Below are 15,727 nucleotides of genomic sequence, written 5' to 3'. Positions count from 1 at the left end.
ATGTCCCTGGAACAAAACTACTCGCAGATCCTCAGCCAGCTCGGCGAGGACGTCACCCGCGAAGGCCTGCTCGACACGCCCAAGCGCGCCGCCAAGGCCATGCAGTACCTCTGCCGCGGCTACCAGCAGACGCTGGACGAGATCGTCAACGGCGCGCTGTTCAGCTCCGACAACAGCGAGATGGTGCTGGTCAAGGACATCGAGCTGTACTCGCTGTGCGAGCACCACCTGCTGCCCTTCATCGGCAAGGCCCACGTGGCCTACATCCCCAACGGCAAGGTGCTGGGCCTGTCCAAGGTGGCGCGCATCGTCGACATGTACGCCCGCCGCCTGCAGATCCAAGAGAACATGTCGCGGCAGATCGCCGAGGCCGTGCAGCAGGTCACCGGCGCCCTGGGCGTGGCGGTGGTCATCGAGGCCAAGCACATGTGCATGATGATGCGTGGCGTGGAGAAGCAGAACTCCTCCATGGTCACCTCGGTGATGCTCGGCGAGTTCCGCGAGAACGCCGCTACCCGTAGCGAGTTCCTCAGCCTGATTCGCTGAGGTCGCTTGCGGGGATGGAAAACCGGCCTGTGGGGCCGGTTTTTCTTTGGGGGGTCGGGGAGTCCATGCCGCCGGAGGGTTCCGCGCGGCCGGGGATAATCGCGGACGGAGTCCGCTCCTACAACCTCCGGCAAATACAATGCCCCGCAGGATGGGTTGAGCGAAGCGATATCCATCACCGCCACCGCATGGGCTTCGCAGGCTCAACCCATCCTACGAAGAACACCTCGGTGCGGCCAGGGAAGCTCGGGCGTAGGAGCGGACTTTGTCCGCGATTGGATTCACCGCCCACGCCGGACGCTCCGATGGCACAAACGGCTCCTGGCGGACTCACCCCCCCGCCGTGTAGTACCCCACCGCAACCAGGTAATGCCCGCTCTTGCGCAGCAGGGCATGCTTGTTCTCCACCTTGCCGGTCACCGGGTTGCGCCACTGGTAGTCGAACTGCCCTTCGCCCTTGCTTTTCGCCAGCGCCAGCATGGCCTGGCCGATGGCGTTGCCGGCCGGGTCCTTGAGGCTGGCGAAGTCGGTGCCGACCATGCGCGTGTTATAGCCGTGGGCGACGAACTTGCCGGTGTCCATGTCGACCACGAAGGCGTAGAGGTCATCCTCGATGAAGGCTTTGTCGAGGTCGTTGATGCGCTTGAAGGTCGCTTCCGGCGCCCCTTCCACCGCCTTCGCCGTCTTCTGCAGCATGGCCTCGGCCTGGCGGGCGTCGGCGCGCGGGATGTAGTAGCCCACCGCCAGGAAGCGGTCGCCTATGCGCTGGTAGTAGGTGTGCTTGCGCTCGACGCGGCCGTCGGCCCAGTTCTTCCAGCGGTATTCGGTTTCCTGCACTTTGCCGTTCTCCGGTGCCTTGAGGGCCTTGGCGAACTGCGTGCGCATGTTCGGGTCGAGCAGTTGCGAGACGTCGCGGCCGATCAGCACCACCGAGGGGCCGCCGCTGGCCAGCATCACGCCCTTGCTGTCGACGACGTAGACGTACAGCTCGTTGTCGACGAACTCGCCCTGGCGGCTGAACGCGGCGAAGGCCTTGTCGCCTTCCTGGCGGTAGTAGGCCACGGCCTTCTCCAGCAGTTGCCGGGCCCGCTGGGCCTGGGCGGCGTCGGCCGCTGTGCTGGTGGCGGCCGGCAGGTGCAGCGGGGTCAGGCAGGCGAGGCAGAACAGCAGCGCACTGAACAGGCGTTTCATGCAGGGTCCTCCATGTCGTCCCTTCTTGTTCTGGACTGAGCATAGATGGCCGCTGCGGTTTCGCCCGCCGGCGTCAGCCGAAGAAGCGCTTCATCGAGCGCGACAGCCAGCCGCCGTGGCTCTGGTCGTGGGTCAGCTCGTGCATGCTGGCCTTGACCGACTCCACGTAGTTGGCGTCGTCGTTGCGGATGTGGGTGAACAGCCAGCGCCCGAGCAGCCCCTTGAGTTCCTCGGCGACGTCCTCGCCGGCGGCGAAGCGCAGGCGGTAGTCGGAAACGCGCTTGATGAAGAGTTCGTGGACCTTCTTGTGGGCGCGGGTGAACTGGTAGCCGGAGTCTTCCAGCAAGGTTTCCTCGAAGGCGAAGTGCGACTGGGTATAGTCCACCAGCTCCTCGATCACCTCGCCGACCCGCGCCTTGTCCAGCGTGCCCTGGGCCTCGTGCAACTGGTTGATCATCTCGACGATTCGCTTGTGCTGGTTGTCGATCACCTGGATGCCGGTGTTCAGGTCATCCTGCCAGACCAGATAGGCCATCTTTACCTCCCCCACCGGCCGCCGGCATTTCTGCCGCCGCGGCCCGGCTACTGCTCTATTGTTGGCTGGGTCCAGGGTAGGGAGGCGAAACGGCGCGCGCCATGATGCCCGTCAATGGGAAGGCCCTTAAACTGCGAGCCAGAGCGCACGAATACGAAAAAGCCCGCGCGATGGTGGGCTTCTTCTGACACCTAGGGACGCTCAGTCGAGCATGCCGACATGCCGCGGGTGTGCCGCGACGCGCGCCATCCAGGCATTGATCGCCGGGTAGCCGGAGAGGTCGAAACCGCCCTGGTGCGCCACGTGGGTGTAGGCGTACAGAGTGATGTCGGCGATGGAGTAGCTGTCGCCCACCAGGTAGGGTGTGCGCGCCAGCTGCTGCTCCATCACGTCCAGGGCCTTGTAGCCGCCCTTCAGGCAGTCCTCGTACTCGGCGCGGCGCTCGTCCGGCATCTTCAGGTAGAACTGGATGAAACGCGCCACCGCCACGTAGGGCTCGTGGCTGTACTGCTCGAAGAACTGCCACTGCAGCACCTGGGTGCGCAGGCGCGGTTCCTTCGGCAGCAGCTCACTGCCGTCGGCGAGGAAGTTGAGGATGGCGTTGGATTCCCACAGGCAGCTGCCGTCCTCCAGTTCCAGCACCGGCACCTTGCCGTTGGGGTTCTTGGCCAGGAATTCCGGGGTCTGCGTCTCGCCCTTGAGGATATCGACGTCCTGCCATTGGTACGGCAGGCCGAGCAGGTGCAGGACCAGCTTGACCTTGTAGCAGTTGCCGGACAACCGGTCGCCGTAGACGGTATACATGTCGCCTCCTCAGGCAGATTGGGCCGCTTGCGCTTCGCGGATCACCGTGGCCAGGCGGCGCAGGCCTTCGCCCAGGCGCTCCGGCGCCACGTGGCTGAAGTTCAGGCGCAGGTGGCCGGGGTTGGCATCGGGGTCGGTGAAGAAGGGTTCGCCGGGCATGAAGGCCACGTTCTGCTGCAGGGCCTTGTCCAGCAGGCCGCGGGTGTCCAGCGGCTGCTTCAGGGTCAGCCAGAAGAACAGCCCGCCCTGGGGCACGTTCCACTCGGCCAGGTCGGCGAAGTGTTCTTCCAGCTGAACCTGCATGGCGTCGCGGCGGATGCGGTAGAAGTCGCGCAGCTCGGCCAGGTGGCCGCGGTAGGCCTCGGTGCCGAACCACTGCAGGGCCTGCCACTGGCCGATGCGGTTGGTGTGCAGGTCGGCCGACTGCTTCAGGCGCAGCAGGTGCGGGAACAGGTCCGGGGTGGCGATCAGGAAGCCCACGCGCAGGCCGGGCAGCAGGGTCTTGGAGACGGTGCCGGTGTAGATCCAGCTGGCCTTCTTCAGGCGGCTGACCAGCGGGGTGGCGCTGCCGGCGTCGAACACCAGCTCGCGGTAGGGTTCGTCTTCGATCAGGGTCACGCCGAACTCGTCGAGCAGCGCCGCCACTTCGTCGCGGCGTTCTTCGCTGTAGCGCACGCCGGACGGATTCTGGAAGGTCGGGATGAGGTAGGCGAAGGCCGGCTTGTGCCGCTCCAGGCGCTGGCGCAGGGCGGCCACGTCCGGGCCCTCGGCGCCCAGCGGCACGGTCACGCAGTCGGCGCCGAACAGCTGGAAGGCCTGCAGCGCGGCCAGGTAGGTCGGCGCTTCGAGCAACACCTCGGTGCCCGGGTCGATGAACAGCTTGCTGGCAAGGTCGAGGGTCTGCTGCGAACCGCTGACGATCAGCACCTGGCTGGCATCGCAGGGCACGCCCAGGGCCCGCGCTTCGGCGGCGATGGCCTCGCGCAGGGCCGGCTCGCCCTCGCTCATGCCGTACTGGCCCATGCTGGCCGGCATGTCCGCCCATTCCACCTTGGGCAGCATGGGTTCGGCCGGCAGGCCGCCGGCGAAGGACATCACCTCCGGACGTTGCGCCGCAGCGAGGATTTCACGGATCAGGGAGCTTTTCAGGCGGGCGATGCGTTCGGAGAAGGCCATGGGGTCACCGGTAGCGGAGGCAGGAGCAAATGGGTCAAACTGGTTGACCGAAGCTACGACGGCCGAACGGATACGTCAATATGCCTGACCTTCTGCCCTCCGACACCTGGTCGGAAGCCATGCAAGCCTTTTACTTCAGCTACCGGGCGTTCACCGCCAAGCCGGACGAGATCCTCGCCCGCCGCGGCCTGGGCCGGGTGCACCACCGCATCCTGTTCTTCGTCGCGCGCCAGAGCGGGTTGAGCGTGAAGGAGCTGCTGGCCACCCTGGGCGTGAGCAAGCAGGCGCTGAACATGCCGCTGCGGCAATTGCAGGAGATGCAGCTGATCCGCAGCGAAGCCTCGCCGGCCGACAAGCGCAAGCGCCTGCTCAGCCTCACCACCGAGGGCGCCAGGCTGGAACGGGCCCTGCGCAACGAGCAGGCGCGCCTGCTGCAGCGCGCCTTCGCCGAGGCCGGCGAAGAAGCGGTGCACGGCTGGCTGGCGGTCAACCAGGCCCTGGCGCAGTCGCTTCAGGAAACCTGAGCGCCGCCCTCCAGCTCCCGCGCGCCGCGCAGGAACATCAGCGCCAGCGGCAGCAGCGCCGCGGCGGCCAGGACGGTGCCGGGGATGAACAGCAGGATGCTGGCCATGCACACGCCCGAGAGCACGTCGAGCCAGCCCAGCACCTTCACCGAGGGGTACGGCAGGCCGATCTTCAGCACCCGCACACCATACCACAGGCCCACCAGGCCGCTGGGCAGGAACAGCGCCATGAAGCCGGCCAGGGCGGCGTTGGGCGTGCCGTCGAGCTGGGCGTCGAAGATCACCGCGTAGGCCTGGATCACCAGCGCCAGGCCGATGGACAGCCACAGCGGCCAGGCCATGCCGCGGGCGCCGAAGCGCTCGACCAGGAACTGCGTGGCGCGCCAGCTGAGGTAGCAGCCGAGCAGCGTGCAGAGCACGCCCAGCCACAGGCTGTAGCTGTCCAGGGCGTCGCCGCGCCCGGTGCCGCCGAGGAACGACAGGCCGAACAGCACGCTCTGCGCCAGCAGCAGCGCCAGGCTCAGCCAGGCCAGCAGGCGCAGGTGACCGGGGCTCCAGCGGCCGCCGGCGAGGCTGGCCGAGGTGCGCGCCTCGATCAGCTCGACCTTGGGCGCGGCATAGGGGTTGTGGTCCATGGCGGGACTCCACGACTGCGACCTGCCCACCATATCCACAGCACGCCGACCGCGCCACTGTACGGCCCGATCCGCCCCTGGCTGTTACGCGACAGCCCGCAGGCCGGGGGTTAGGCTGCGGAAAAACCACAAGACGCGTGCCGCCATGCCCCTCGAACTCCTGGCCGCCTTCATCGGCTTCGCCTTCGTCACCTCCATCACGCCTGGGCCGAACAACATGATGCTGCTGGCCTCCGGGGTGAACTTCGGCGTGCGCCGCACCGTCCCGCACATGCTCGGCATCAGCATCGGCTTCCTGCTGCTGGTGGTCGCCGTGGGCCTGGGGCTGGACCAGCTGTTCCACGCCTTCCCCTTCACCTACCAGGCGCTGCGCTACCTGGGCGCGGCCTACCTGCTGTACCTGGCCTGGGGCATCGCCCGCGCCGGCGCGCCGCAGGCCAACGGGCGCGGCAGCGGCAAGCCGTTCAGCTTCCTGCAGGCAGCGGCCTTCCAATGGGTCAACCCCAAGGCCTGGATCATGGCCATCGGCGCCATCACCACCTATACCCCGCAGCAGGGCTTCGCCGGCAACGTGCTGCTGATCGCGGTGCTGTTCGCCGTGGTCAACCTGCCCAGCGTCGGCGTCTGGACGGTGCTCGGCAGCTGCCTGCGGCACTGGCTGGAACAGCCGGCGCGGCGCCGCGTGTTCAATATCGGCATGGCCCTGCTGCTGGTAGCCTCCCTCTACCCCCTGTTCGTGGACATCACCCCCGCATGACCGATTCGACCAACGCGCGCCTGCGCCCCTTCGCCGACTCCTCCCCCGCCGCCGTGGTGGCCGGCTTCGTCGCCATGCTCACCGGCTACACCAGCTCGCTGGTGCTGATGTTCCAGGCCGGCCAGGCCGCCGGGCTGAGCAACGCGCAGATTTCCTCGTGGATCTGGGCGCTGTCCATCGGCATGGCGCTGACCACCATCGGCCTGACCCTGCGCTACCGCACGCCCATCGTCATCGCCTGGTCCACCCCCGGCGCCGCGCTGCTGATCAGCAGCCTGCCGGGCGTGCCCTACTCGGAGGCCATCGGCGCCTTCATCGTCTGTGCCGGGCTGATCACCCTGTGCGGCGTCACCGGCAGCTTCGACCGCCTGATGCGCCAGGTGCCCGGCTCGCTGGCCTCGGCCCTGCTGGCCGGGGTGTTGTTCCGCATCTGCATCGAGATCTGCCGCGCGGCCGAGCAGCAGACGCTGCTGGTGGTGGCGATGTTCCTCAGCTACCTGCTGGCCAAGCGCCTGTCGCCGCGCTACGCGGTGTTCGTCGCGCTGCTGGTGGGCGTGGCCCTGGCCGGCGCCCTGGGCCTGCTGAACTTCAGCCACTTCCAGCTGGAAGTGGCCAGGCCGGTGTGGACCGCGCCGAGCTTCTCCCTGGCCGCCACCATCAGCATCGGCATCCCGCTGTTCATCGTCGCCATGGCCTCGCAGAACATGCCGGGCCTGGCCGTGCTGCGCGCCGACGGCTACCAGGTGCCGGCCTCGCCGCTGATCTCAACCACCGGCATCGCCTCGCTGCTGCTGGCGCCGTTCGGCTCCCACGGCATCAACCTGGCGGCCATCAGCGCGGCCATCTGCACCGGCCCGGAAGCCCACGAGAACCCGCACAAGCGCTACACCGCGGCGCTCTGGTGCGGGGTCTTCTACGGCGTGGCGGGCATCTTCGGCGCCACCCTGGCGGCGCTGTTCGCGGCCCTACCCAAGGCGCTGGTTCTGTCCATAGCCGCCCTGGCGCTGCTCGGCTCGATCACCAACGGCCTGAGCAACGCCATGGCCGAGGCCCGCCAGCGTGAGGCGGCGATGGTTACGTTCCTGGTGACTGCTTCGGGTTTCACGCTGTTTTCCGTGGGGTCGGCCTTCTGGGGGCTGGTGGCGGGGTTGGTTACGCAGTTAGTGTTGAATTGGCGTCGGGCGATTTGATGAGGAAGGTTCAGGGGTTGGGCGAGAGCCCCTCTCCCCAGCCCTCGGCTGCGCGCCCCGCCCTGAAGGGAGAGGGGGCTTGTCCGTGCCAACGGGGAGAATGGCCTACGCCGGATACTTCGCGCTTGCCGGCTAACTGTGGAGTACCCACGCACGCCGAACGGTCCCCTCTCCCTTCAGGGCGGGGCGCGCAGCCGAGGGTTAGGGAGAGGGAACGGAGCCAACCCCAGACACCGAAATATCCAGCGAACGACAACCCCCTCAAACCACCACTTCCCCCGCCACCCCCTTCTTCACCCCGCGACTGACCCACCACCCGAACGCCCCCGCCGTGAAGAACATCAGCACCCCATAGATCGCCGCCGGGATCGCCATGGTGTGGTTGTTCAGCAGCATCGGGCTCAGGGCCAGGGCGATGGCCAGGGTGCCGTTGTGGATGCCGATCTCCATGCCGATGGCGATCGACTGCGGGCGCGACAGCCGCAGCAGGCGCGGCACCCAGTAGCCCACGGCCAGGCTCGCCAGGTTGAAGCACAGCGCCGCCGCGCCCACCACCGGGGCGTAGGTGACGAAGGTCTGCCAGTCCTTGCTCACGGCGATGACGATGATCACCGCCAGCAGCAGCGCCGAAAGAATCTTCACCGGTTTCTCCAGGGCCGCCGCCAGCGCCGGCAGCAGGCGCCGCACCAGCATGCCGATGGCCACCGGACCGAGGACGATGACGAATACCTGCAACACCTTGCCGAACTGCAGCGGGATGGCCTGGCCCTCGTCCATGAAGTACAGCAGCGACAGGTTGACGATCAGCGGCATGGTGAAGATGGCGATCACCGAGTTCACCGCGGTCAGGGTGATGTTCAGCGCCACGTCGCCGTGGGCCAGGTGGCTGTAGAGGTTGGCCGTGGTGCCGCCGGGGGATGCGGCCAGCAGCATCATGCCCACCGCCAGCGCCGCTTCCAGGGCGAAGCCGAGGGTGATCAGGAAGCAGGCAAGCGGCAGCAGGATGATCTGGCACACCAGGCCGATGAGCACCGGCTTGGGATAACGCACGACACGGGCGAAGTCGGCTAGGGTCAGGGATAGCCCGAGGCCGAGCATGATGATGCCCAGGGCCACGGGGAGGAACAGGGTAAGCAAGGGGCTGGCGGTCATTCTTGTGATTCTCCTGCAGCACGCGAAGGGGCGGTCTGACGCCGCCGTAGGCCGATTCTTCCTACCAGTGTGGCCTTTGTAACTGTCCCTGCCGGCCAAAACAGGTTCCTGCTGTAACAGAATGCAAAACACTGGGAGGGCGCCGGTCGCCTGCGCTGTTCCAGGTCAAGCCCGGCGGACGCCCGCCTGTCCATGCTGTAGCTCACCCCTGCCCCATCCGACAGGAGCCTTGCATGAGCCGACGCCGCGTTTCCCACTCCGACGCCAGCGCCACGCCCTGGCACAGCCTCGCCAGCGACGAGGTCCAGGCCCGCCTGCGCAGCGGCCCCGGCGGCCTCGACGAGGCCGAGGTGCAAAGCCGCCGCCAGCAATACGGCGAGAACCGCCTGGCGCCGCCGCGCCGGCGCGGCCCGCTGCTGCGCCTGCTGCTGCAGTTCCACAACATCCTGCTCTACGTGATGCTCGCCGCCGCGCTCGTCACCGCGCTGCTCGGCCACTGGGTGGACACTGCGGTGCTGCTGGGCGCGGTGCTGATCAACGCGGTGATCGGCTTCATCCAGGAAGGCAAGGCCGAATCGGCGCTGGACGCCATCCGCGGCATGCTCTCCTCCACCGCCACCGTGGTGCGCCAGGGCAAGCGCCAGCAGATCGACGCCGCCGCCCTGGTCCCCGGCGACCTGGTGCTGCTGGCCTCCGGCGACCGCGTGCCAGCCGACCTGCGCCTGCTCGGCGGCAAGGAGCTGCGTGTCGACGAGGCGGCGTTGACCGGCGAATCCCTGCCGGTGGAGAAGAGCGCGCAAGCGGTGGCCGCCGACGCGCCCCTGGGCGACCGCTACGGCATGGCCTACTCCGGCACCCTGGTGGTCTACGGCCAGGCCCGCGGCCTGGTGGTAGGTACCGGGGCGGACACCGAGCTCGGGCGCATCAACCAGATGCTCAGCAGCGTGGAGAACCTGACCACCCCGCTGCTGCGGCAGATCGACCGCTTCGGCCGCATCCTGGCCATGGTCATCCTCGGCATCGGCGCCCTGGTGTTCCTGCTCGGCACCCTGTGGCTGGGCGAGACGCCGGAGCAGATGTTCATGATGGTGGTGGCCCTGGTGGCCTCGGCCATCCCCGAGGGGCTGCCGGCGATCATGACCGTGACCCTCGCCCTGGGCGTGCAGCGCATGGCCCGCCAGCGCGCCATCGTGCGGCGCCTGCCAGCGGTGGAGACGCTGGGCTCGGTGACGGTGATCTGCTCGGACAAGACCGGCACCCTGACCTGCAACGAAATGACCGTGCAGCGCCTGGTCTGCGCCGAGCGGGTGTACGAAGTAGAAGGCGTCGGCTACGTCCCCGAGGGCGGTTTCAGCATCGATGGCCGAGCCGTGCAGCCGGACACGCAACCGGCGCTGCTGCAGGCGATCCGCGCCGGGGTGCTGTGCAACGACGCCCAGCTGCGCGAGGACGCCGGCCAGTGGAGCATCGAGGGCGACCCCACCGAAGGCGCGCTGCTGGTGCTCGGCGCCAAGGCCGGGCTGCCCCAGGAAACCTGCGCCCGGGACTGGCCGCGGCTGGACAGCATTCCCTTCGAGTCGCAGCACCGCTTCATGGCCAGCAGCCACCAGGACGCCGAAGGCCGCCCGTGGATACTGGTCAAGGGCGCGCCGGAGCGCATCCTCGAAATGTGCTCGACGCAGCTCACCGATGCCGGCGCGGCGCCGCTGGACCCGGACTACTGGCGGCGCATGGCCACCGACACCGCCGCCCGCGGCCTGCGCCTGCTGGCCCTGGCCGCGAGGCAGGCGGCGCCGCAGGGCGCGCAACTGAACTTCGACGACGTCGCCGAAGGCTTCACCCTGCTGGCCCTGGTGGGCCTGATCGACCCGCCGCGGGCCGAGGCCATCGCCGCCGTGGCGCACTGCCAGCAGGCCGGCATCCGCGTCAAGATGATCACCGGCGACCATGCCGAGACCGCCCGCGCCATCGGCGCCCGGCTGGGCATCGGCGTCGGCCGCTCGGCGGTGACCGGCGCCGAGGTGGCGTTGATGGACGACGCCGAGCTGCGCCGCGTGGCCCTGGAGGTGGACGTGTTCGCCCGCGCCAGCCCCGAGCACAAGCTGCGCCTGGTGCAGGCCCTACAGGAGGACGGCCAGGTGGTGGCGATGACCGGCGACGGCGTCAACGACGCCCCGGCGCTCAAACGCGCCGAGGTCGGCGTGGCCATGGGCCGCAAGGGCACCGAGGCGGCGCGCGAGGCCGCCGACGTGGTGCTGGCCGACGACAACTTCGCCAGCATCGCCAGCGCCGTGCGCGAGGGCCGCGCGGTCTACGACAACCTGAAGAAATTCATCCTGTTCATGCTGCCGACCAATGGCGGCGAGGCGCTGGTGGTGATCGCCGCGCTGTTCCTCGGCCTGGGCCTGCCGCTGACGCCGGCGCAGGTGCTGTGGATCAACATGGTCACCTCCAGCACCCTGGGCCTGGCCCTGGCCTTCGAGCCGGCCGAGCGCGACATCATGCGCCGCAGCCCGCGGCCGTCGGGCAACGCCCTGCTTTCCGGGTTCTTCGTCTGGCGCGTGCTGATGGTGGCGCTGCTGATGATGCTCGGCGCCTTCGGCCTGTTCCTCTGGGAGCTGCAGCGCGGCACCGGCATCGAGTCGGCGCGGACCATGGCGGTCAACGCGGTGGTGATCGCGGAGATGTTCTACCTGATCAACAGCCGCTCGATCTTCGGCTCGGTGCTCAACCGCGAGGGCCTGTTCGGCAACCGCTGGGTGCTGCTGGCCATCGCCGCGTGCATCCCGCTGCAGCTGGCCTTCACCTACGCGCCCTGGATGCAGGAGATCTTCGGCTCCAGGGGCCTGAGCCCGGCCGAATGGCTACGGGCGCTGGGCGCCGGGCTGCTGGTGTTCCTCGGCGCCGAGCTGGAGAAGTGGGTGATCCGCCACAGCGGCCTGGCGCAGCGCCTGGCCAGGCACTGAGCCTCAGACCGCGGTGTGCCCGCCATCCACCGGCAGCGCGATGCCGGTGGTGAAGCCGGCGTTGTCGCTGCACAGGTAGAGCACCGCCGCGGCGATCTCCTCGACCTTGCCGACGCGGCCCACCGGGTGCATGGCGGCGGCGAACTCGGCCTTCTTCGGGTCGGCCTCGTAGGCGCGGCGGAACATGTCGGTGTCGATCACCGCCGGGCACACGGCGTTGATGCGCACCTTCTTCTTCGCGTATTCCACGGCCGCCGACTTGGTCAGGCCGATCACCGCGTGCTTGGAGGCGGCGTAGATGCTCATCTTCGGCGCCGCGCCCAGGCCGGCCACCGAGGCGGTGTTGACGATGGCGCCGCCGCCCTGGGCGAGCATCACCGGGATCTGGTGCTTCATGCACAGCCAGACGCCCTTGACGTTCACCCCCATGATGGCGTCGAACTCGCTTTCCTTGCCCTCGGCCAGCCGGCCCTGCTCGATCTCGATGCCGGCGTTGTTGAAGGCGTAGTCCAGGCGGCCGTAGGCCTCCACCGTGGCGGCGACCAGCGCCTGGACCTCGGCGTCGCGGGTCACGTCGCAGCGGATGAAGCGCGCTTCGCCGCCGGCGGCGCGGATCAGCTCGGCGGTGGCCTCGCCGCCGGCGGCGTCGACGTCGGAAACCACCACCTTGATGCCCTCGTGGGCGAAGGCCTGGGCGGTGGCGCGGCCGATGCCGGCGGCGGCGCCGGTGACCAGGGCGACCTGGCCGGAAAGCAGCTGACTCATGGACTGTCCTCGAACGGATGGAGAATCGTACGAGTCTAGCCAGCGCCCGCCGCGGGCAAAGCACTATCAGGCAGCTGTAGCTCGCATTATCCGCGCGGGTGATGAATGCCTCACGCCTGGATCATTTACATGGATAACCGGGCATTCTCGTGGTCGGCGGCAGCTTGCCGACGCCGCTGCCGCGGACTATCCCTAGGTTTTCCCCTCCCCGAGGCCACTGCCATGACCGCCCCGCTCAACCGCCAGTTCGTGCTCGCCCAGCGCCCCCAGGGCGCCATCGACCAGGACACCTTCCGCTACCAGGAAACCCCGCTCGGCGAGCCCGGCCCGGGCCAGGTGCTGGTGCGCAACCTGTACCTGTCGCTGGACCCGGCCATGCGCGGCTGGCTCAACGACGCCAAGTCCTACATTCCGCCGGTGGGCATAGGCGAGGTGATGCGCGCCCTCGGCGTGGGCCAGGTGGTGGCCTCGAACAACCCGGCCTTCGTCGTCGGCGACCACGTCAACGGCGCCCTCGGCGTGCAGGACTACTTCCTCGGCGAGCCCAGGGGCTTCTACAAGGTCGACGCGAACCGCGCGCCGCTGCCGCTGTACCTCTCGGCCCTGGGCATGACCGGCATGACCGCCTACTTCGGCCTGCTCGACGTCGGCCTGCCCAAGGCCGGCGAGACCGTGGTGGTTTCCGCCGCGGCCGGCGCGGTGGGCAGCGTGGTCGGGCAGATCGCCAAGATCAAGGGCTGCAACGTGATCGGCATCGCCGGCGGCGAGGACAAGTGCCGCTACCTGGTGGAGGAACTGGGCTTCGACGGCGCCGTCGACTACAAGAACGAGGACCTCGCCCTGGGCCTGAAGCGTTGCTGCCCCAACGGCATCGACGTGTTCTTCGACAACGTCGGCGGCGACATCCTCGACGCCTGCCTGGCGCGCCTGGCGCCCAAGGCGCGCATCGTGATCTGCGGCGCCATCAGCCAGTACAACAACAAGCAGGCGGTGAAGGGCCCGGCCAACTACCTGTCGCTGCTGGTCAACCGCGCGCGCATGGAAGGCATGGTGGTGATGGACTACGCCAGCCGCTTCCCCGAGGCCATGCGCGAGATGGCCGGCTGGCTGGCCGAGGGCAAGCTGAAATCGAAGGAAGACATAGTCGAAGGCCTGCAGACCTTCCCGCAGACGGTGCTCAAGCTGTTCAGCGGGGAGAACTTCGGCAAGCTCATCCTCAAGCTCTGAAGGCTTTGCGCAGGGCGCATAACGCCCTCCTTGCAGGCACGCACCGCTTCTCGTAGGAGCGAGCTTGCTCGCGAACGGGGTTTGTCGGTGGCATCGGCGTTGGGTGTAAGAGCGCCCTCTCCCCAACCCTCTCCCTGAAGGGAGAGGGGGCTGTCCTGAGCGGATGGGGAGTTCGGAGTTATCCTGAAACGCCCAACCATCCCCGTCATTCCCGCGAACGCGGGAGCCCAGTGACGGGTGGTTGGGTTCGCGAGCAAGCTCGCTCCTACGAAAAGCATCCCGGCGCCGTCCCCTACCACCCTCTCGAAATCCTTCGTCTTCCTACGCCTGGAACTGACGCCGGGCAAGCCGCGGCCCTACACTGTGGCTAAGCTTCAGCCCCGACGCTTCACGGAAGACACCCATGCCCCTCACCCGCTGGCTGCCCGGCCTGGACAACCTGCTGCACTACCGCTCCGCCTGGCTGCGCCCGGACGTCCTCGCCGGCCTGTCGGTGGCGGCCATCCAGATTCCCACCGCCATCGCCTATGCCCAGATCATCGGCTTCCCGGCCCAGGTCGGGCTCTACGCCTGCATCCTGCCGATGCTGATCTACGCCCTGGTCGGCAGTTCGAAACAACTGATGGTCGGCCCTGACGCCGCCACCGCGGCCATGGTCGCGGCGGCCATCACCCCGCTGGCGGCGGGCGACCCGCAGCGCCTGCTGCAACTGTCGATGATCGTCGCGGTGATGGTCGGCCTGCTGTCCATCGTCGGCGGCCTGGTGCGCGCCGGCTTCATCGCCAGCTTCCTGTCGCGGCCGACTCTGGTGGGCTACCTCAATGGCATCGGCCTGAGCCTGATCGCCGGCCAGTTGGGCAAGCTGCTGGGCTACCACACCGAGACCAGCGGCTTCCTCGCCGGCCTGCTGGCATTGCTGCGCAACCTCGGCAGCACGCACTTGCCGACCCTCGCCCTGGGCGTGGCCACCCTGCTGCTGATGGTCCTGCTGCCGCGGCGCTACCCGAAGATTCCCGGCGCCCTGGTCGGCGTGCTGTTCGCCACCCTGGCCAGCGTCGCGCTGGGCCTGGACCGCTACGGCGTCGCCCTGCTCGGCGCGGTGCCCCAGGGCCTGCCGGAGCTGAGCTGGCCGCGCACCAGCGTGCAGGAGATGGGCAACCTGTTCCGCGACGCCCTGGGCATCACCATCGTCAGCTTCTGCAGCGCCATGCTCACCGCCCGCAGCTTCGCCGCGCGCCACGGCTACAGCATCGACGCCAGCCGCGAAATGGTCGCCCTGGGCGTGGCCAACATCGGCGCCGGGGTGTCCCAGGGCTTCGTCATCAGCGGCGCCGACTCGCGCACCGCGGTCAATGACATGGTCGGCGGCCAGACGCAGATGGTCGGCATAGTCGCCGCCCTGGTCATCGGTCTGGCATTGGTGCTGTTCAGCGCGCCGCTGGGCTGGATTCCCATGCCGGCCCTGGGCGCGGTGCTGCTGATGGCCGGCTGGGGCCTGATCGACTTCAGCGCGCTGAAGGGCTTCTGGCGCCTGTCGCGCTTCGAGTTCGGCCTGTGCCTGCTGACCACCGTCGGGGTGCTCAGCGTCGGCGTGCTGCCGGGCATCTTCGTGGCCATCGTCATCGCCCTGCTGCGCCTGCTGTACCTGACCTACAAGCCGAGCGACGCGGTGCTCGGCTGGGTCCACGGCATCGACGGCCAGGTCGAGCTGAGCCGCTACCCGCAGGCGCACACCCTGCCGGGCCTGGTGATCTACCGTTTCGACGCGCCGCTGCTGTTCTTCAACGCCGACTACTTCAAGCAGCGCCTGCTGCAGGTGGTGGCCGAGACCAAGGCGCCGCGCGCCGTGCTGCTCAACGCCGAGGGCGTGCTGAACCTGGACGTCAGCGGCCTGACGGTGCTGCGCGAGGTGCAGCAGACCCTGGCGGCGCAGGAGGTGCACCTGTCCCTGGCGCGGGTGCCGCGGGAAACCCTGGCGATGATGGAGCGCTCCGGCCAGTTGGGCGAACTGAAGCCGCCGCTGGTGTTCAGCTCGGTGCGCGCGGGGGTGAACGCCTACCGGCGCTGGTACAAGCGCCAGCAGGAGGCCGCCGCAAGCTCTTCGTAGGAGCGAGCTTGCTCGCGAACAAACGCGGTGCCATGCGGTTCGCGAGCAAGCTCGCTCCTACGAGAAGCCGTGCCCGCCGGTTATGGTAGGAGCGGATTCATCCGCGATTCCGCCGGCAAGGCCGGCGTCAGGCGAATCGCGGACAGAGTCCG

At 68.5% G+C, this 15,727-nt stretch carries 14 protein-coding genes; 7 read left to right on the top strand and 7 right to left on the bottom strand.

Going from position 1 to position 15,727, the window contains the following annotated elements; translation table 11 throughout:
- Positions 1-546 (top strand): GTP cyclohydrolase I FolE, encoded by a 546-nt coding sequence (gene folE, locus M8R19_RS28075; protein ID WP_009618627.1) that lies wholly within the window; start codon positions 1-3, stop codon positions 544-546.
- Between the two features lie 330 nt (positions 547-876).
- Here the strand turns inward: folE and M8R19_RS28070 are convergent, their stop codons facing one another.
- The 4 genes from M8R19_RS28070 to M8R19_RS28055 all read right to left on the bottom strand — a co-directional run bounded on the left by M8R19_RS28070 (position 877) and on the right by M8R19_RS28055 (position 4,252).
- Positions 877-1,737: a cache domain-containing protein gene (locus M8R19_RS28070; RefSeq protein WP_074984861.1), complete on the bottom strand. Its 861-nt coding sequence runs from the start codon at positions 1,735-1,737 to the stop codon at positions 877-879.
- A gap of 73 nt (positions 1,738-1,810) precedes the next feature.
- Positions 1,811-2,272 (bottom strand): bacteriohemerythrin, encoded by a 462-nt coding sequence (locus tag M8R19_RS28065; RefSeq protein ID WP_009618618.1) that lies wholly within the window; start codon positions 2,270-2,272, stop codon positions 1,811-1,813.
- Between the two features lie 201 nt (positions 2,273-2,473).
- Positions 2,474-3,076 (bottom strand): glutathione S-transferase family protein, encoded by a 603-nt coding sequence (locus tag M8R19_RS28060; protein WP_058072299.1) that lies wholly within the window; start codon positions 3,074-3,076, stop codon positions 2,474-2,476.
- Between the two features lie 9 nt (positions 3,077-3,085).
- Complete coding sequence (locus M8R19_RS28055) at positions 3,086-4,252, bottom strand: aminotransferase-like domain-containing protein (RefSeq protein ID WP_249919562.1); 1,167 nt, start codon at positions 4,250-4,252, stop codon at positions 3,086-3,088.
- An 80-nt stretch (positions 4,253-4,332) separates the two neighbouring features.
- On the opposite strand from M8R19_RS28055, the gene M8R19_RS28050 reads away from it, so the two are divergent.
- A complete protein-coding gene (locus M8R19_RS28050; protein ID WP_074984866.1) occupies positions 4,333-4,776 on the top strand; it encodes a MarR family winged helix-turn-helix transcriptional regulator in 444 nt (147 codons plus the stop codon).
- Here M8R19_RS28050 and M8R19_RS28045 read toward each other — a convergent pair.
- Entirely contained in the window at positions 4,764-5,411 is a 648-nt protein-coding gene (locus tag M8R19_RS28045; protein WP_249919561.1) for a hypothetical protein, read from the bottom strand. The two genes, M8R19_RS28050 and M8R19_RS28045, sit on opposite strands and share 13 nt — an antisense overlap.
- 145 nt (positions 5,412-5,556) lie before the next feature.
- On the opposite strand from M8R19_RS28045, the gene M8R19_RS28040 reads away from it, so the two are divergent.
- Both M8R19_RS28040 and M8R19_RS28035 read left to right on the top strand, forming a co-directional pair.
- Positions 5,557-6,168: a LysE family translocator gene (locus M8R19_RS28040; protein WP_009618608.1), complete on the top strand. Its 612-nt coding sequence runs from the start codon at positions 5,557-5,559 to the stop codon at positions 6,166-6,168.
- Entirely contained in the window at positions 6,165-7,358 is a 1,194-nt protein-coding gene (locus M8R19_RS28035) for a benzoate/H(+) symporter BenE family transporter (RefSeq protein WP_249919560.1), read from the top strand. Before M8R19_RS28040 ends, M8R19_RS28035 begins: the two co-directional genes overlap by 4 nt.
- Before the next feature lie 261 nt (positions 7,359-7,619).
- Here M8R19_RS28035 and M8R19_RS28030 read toward each other — a convergent pair whose 3' ends face one another.
- Complete coding sequence (locus M8R19_RS28030) at positions 7,620-8,510, bottom strand: bile acid:sodium symporter family protein (RefSeq protein ID WP_074984868.1); 891 nt, start codon at positions 8,508-8,510, stop codon at positions 7,620-7,622.
- 233 nt (positions 8,511-8,743) lie between these two features.
- Here M8R19_RS28030 and M8R19_RS28025 point away from each other — a divergent pair, with 233 nt between their 5' ends.
- The gene (locus tag M8R19_RS28025; RefSeq protein ID WP_249919559.1) at positions 8,744-11,476 is read left to right on the top strand and encodes a cation-transporting P-type ATPase; all 2,733 of its coding nucleotides are present in this window, start codon (positions 8,744-8,746) and stop codon (positions 11,474-11,476) included.
- 3 nt (positions 11,477-11,479) lie between these two features.
- On the opposite strand, the gene M8R19_RS28020 is transcribed toward M8R19_RS28025, so the two are convergent.
- Complete coding sequence (locus tag M8R19_RS28020; RefSeq protein ID WP_074984872.1) at positions 11,480-12,241, bottom strand: SDR family oxidoreductase; 762 nt, start codon at positions 12,239-12,241, stop codon at positions 11,480-11,482.
- A gap of 222 nt (positions 12,242-12,463) precedes the next feature.
- Between M8R19_RS28020 and M8R19_RS28015 the strand changes: the two genes are divergently transcribed.
- Both M8R19_RS28015 and M8R19_RS28010 read left to right on the top strand, forming a co-directional pair.
- A complete protein-coding gene (locus tag M8R19_RS28015; RefSeq protein WP_249919558.1) occupies positions 12,464-13,468 on the top strand; it encodes an NADP-dependent oxidoreductase in 1,005 nt (334 codons plus the stop codon).
- 403 nt (positions 13,469-13,871) lie between these two features.
- The gene (locus M8R19_RS28010) at positions 13,872-15,575 is read left to right on the top strand and encodes a SulP family inorganic anion transporter (RefSeq protein ID WP_249919557.1); all 1,704 of its coding nucleotides are present in this window, start codon (positions 13,872-13,874) and stop codon (positions 15,573-15,575) included.
- Positions 15,576-15,727: the final 152 nt, after the last annotated feature.

Origin of the sequence: Pseudomonas sp. R3.Fl (assembly GCF_023516765.1) — a bacterium.
GTDB classification, from domain to species: Bacteria; Pseudomonadota; Gammaproteobacteria; order Pseudomonadales; family Pseudomonadaceae; genus Pseudomonas; species Pseudomonas citronellolis.
The sequence above is the reverse complement of the archived record's forward strand: the minus strand, read 5'-3'. Positions and strand labels throughout refer to the sequence as shown.

Coding starts and splice junctions, on each gene's coding strand:
- folE (WP_009618627.1), top strand. CDS start 1: ATGTCCCTGGAACAAAACTACTCGCAGATCCTCAGCCAGCTCGGCGAG.
- M8R19_RS28070 (WP_074984861.1), bottom strand. CDS start 1,737: ATGAAACGCCTGTTCAGTGCGCTGCTGTTCTGCCTCGCCTGCCTGACC.
- M8R19_RS28065 (WP_009618618.1), bottom strand. CDS start 2,272: ATGGCCTATCTGGTCTGGCAGGATGACCTGAACACCGGCATCCAGGTG.
- M8R19_RS28060 (WP_058072299.1), bottom strand. CDS start 3,076: ATGTATACCGTCTACGGCGACCGGTTGTCCGGCAACTGCTACAAGGTC.
- M8R19_RS28055 (WP_249919562.1), bottom strand. CDS start 4,252: ATGGCCTTCTCCGAACGCATCGCCCGCCTGAAAAGCTCCCTGATCCGT.
- M8R19_RS28050 (WP_074984866.1), top strand. CDS start 4,333: ATGCCTGACCTTCTGCCCTCCGACACCTGGTCGGAAGCCATGCAAGCC.
- M8R19_RS28045 (WP_249919561.1), bottom strand. CDS start 5,411: ATGGACCACAACCCCTATGCCGCGCCCAAGGTCGAGCTGATCGAGGCG.
- M8R19_RS28040 (WP_009618608.1), top strand. CDS start 5,557: ATGCCCCTCGAACTCCTGGCCGCCTTCATCGGCTTCGCCTTCGTCACC.
- M8R19_RS28035 (WP_249919560.1), top strand. CDS start 6,165: ATGACCGATTCGACCAACGCGCGCCTGCGCCCCTTCGCCGACTCCTCC.
- M8R19_RS28030 (WP_074984868.1), bottom strand. CDS start 8,510: ATGACCGCCAGCCCCTTGCTTACCCTGTTCCTCCCCGTGGCCCTGGGC.
- M8R19_RS28025 (WP_249919559.1), top strand. CDS start 8,744: ATGAGCCGACGCCGCGTTTCCCACTCCGACGCCAGCGCCACGCCCTGG.
- M8R19_RS28020 (WP_074984872.1), bottom strand. CDS start 12,241: ATGAGTCAGCTGCTTTCCGGCCAGGTCGCCCTGGTCACCGGCGCCGCC.
- M8R19_RS28015 (WP_249919558.1), top strand. CDS start 12,464: ATGACCGCCCCGCTCAACCGCCAGTTCGTGCTCGCCCAGCGCCCCCAG.
- M8R19_RS28010 (WP_249919557.1), top strand. CDS start 13,872: ATGCCCCTCACCCGCTGGCTGCCCGGCCTGGACAACCTGCTGCACTAC.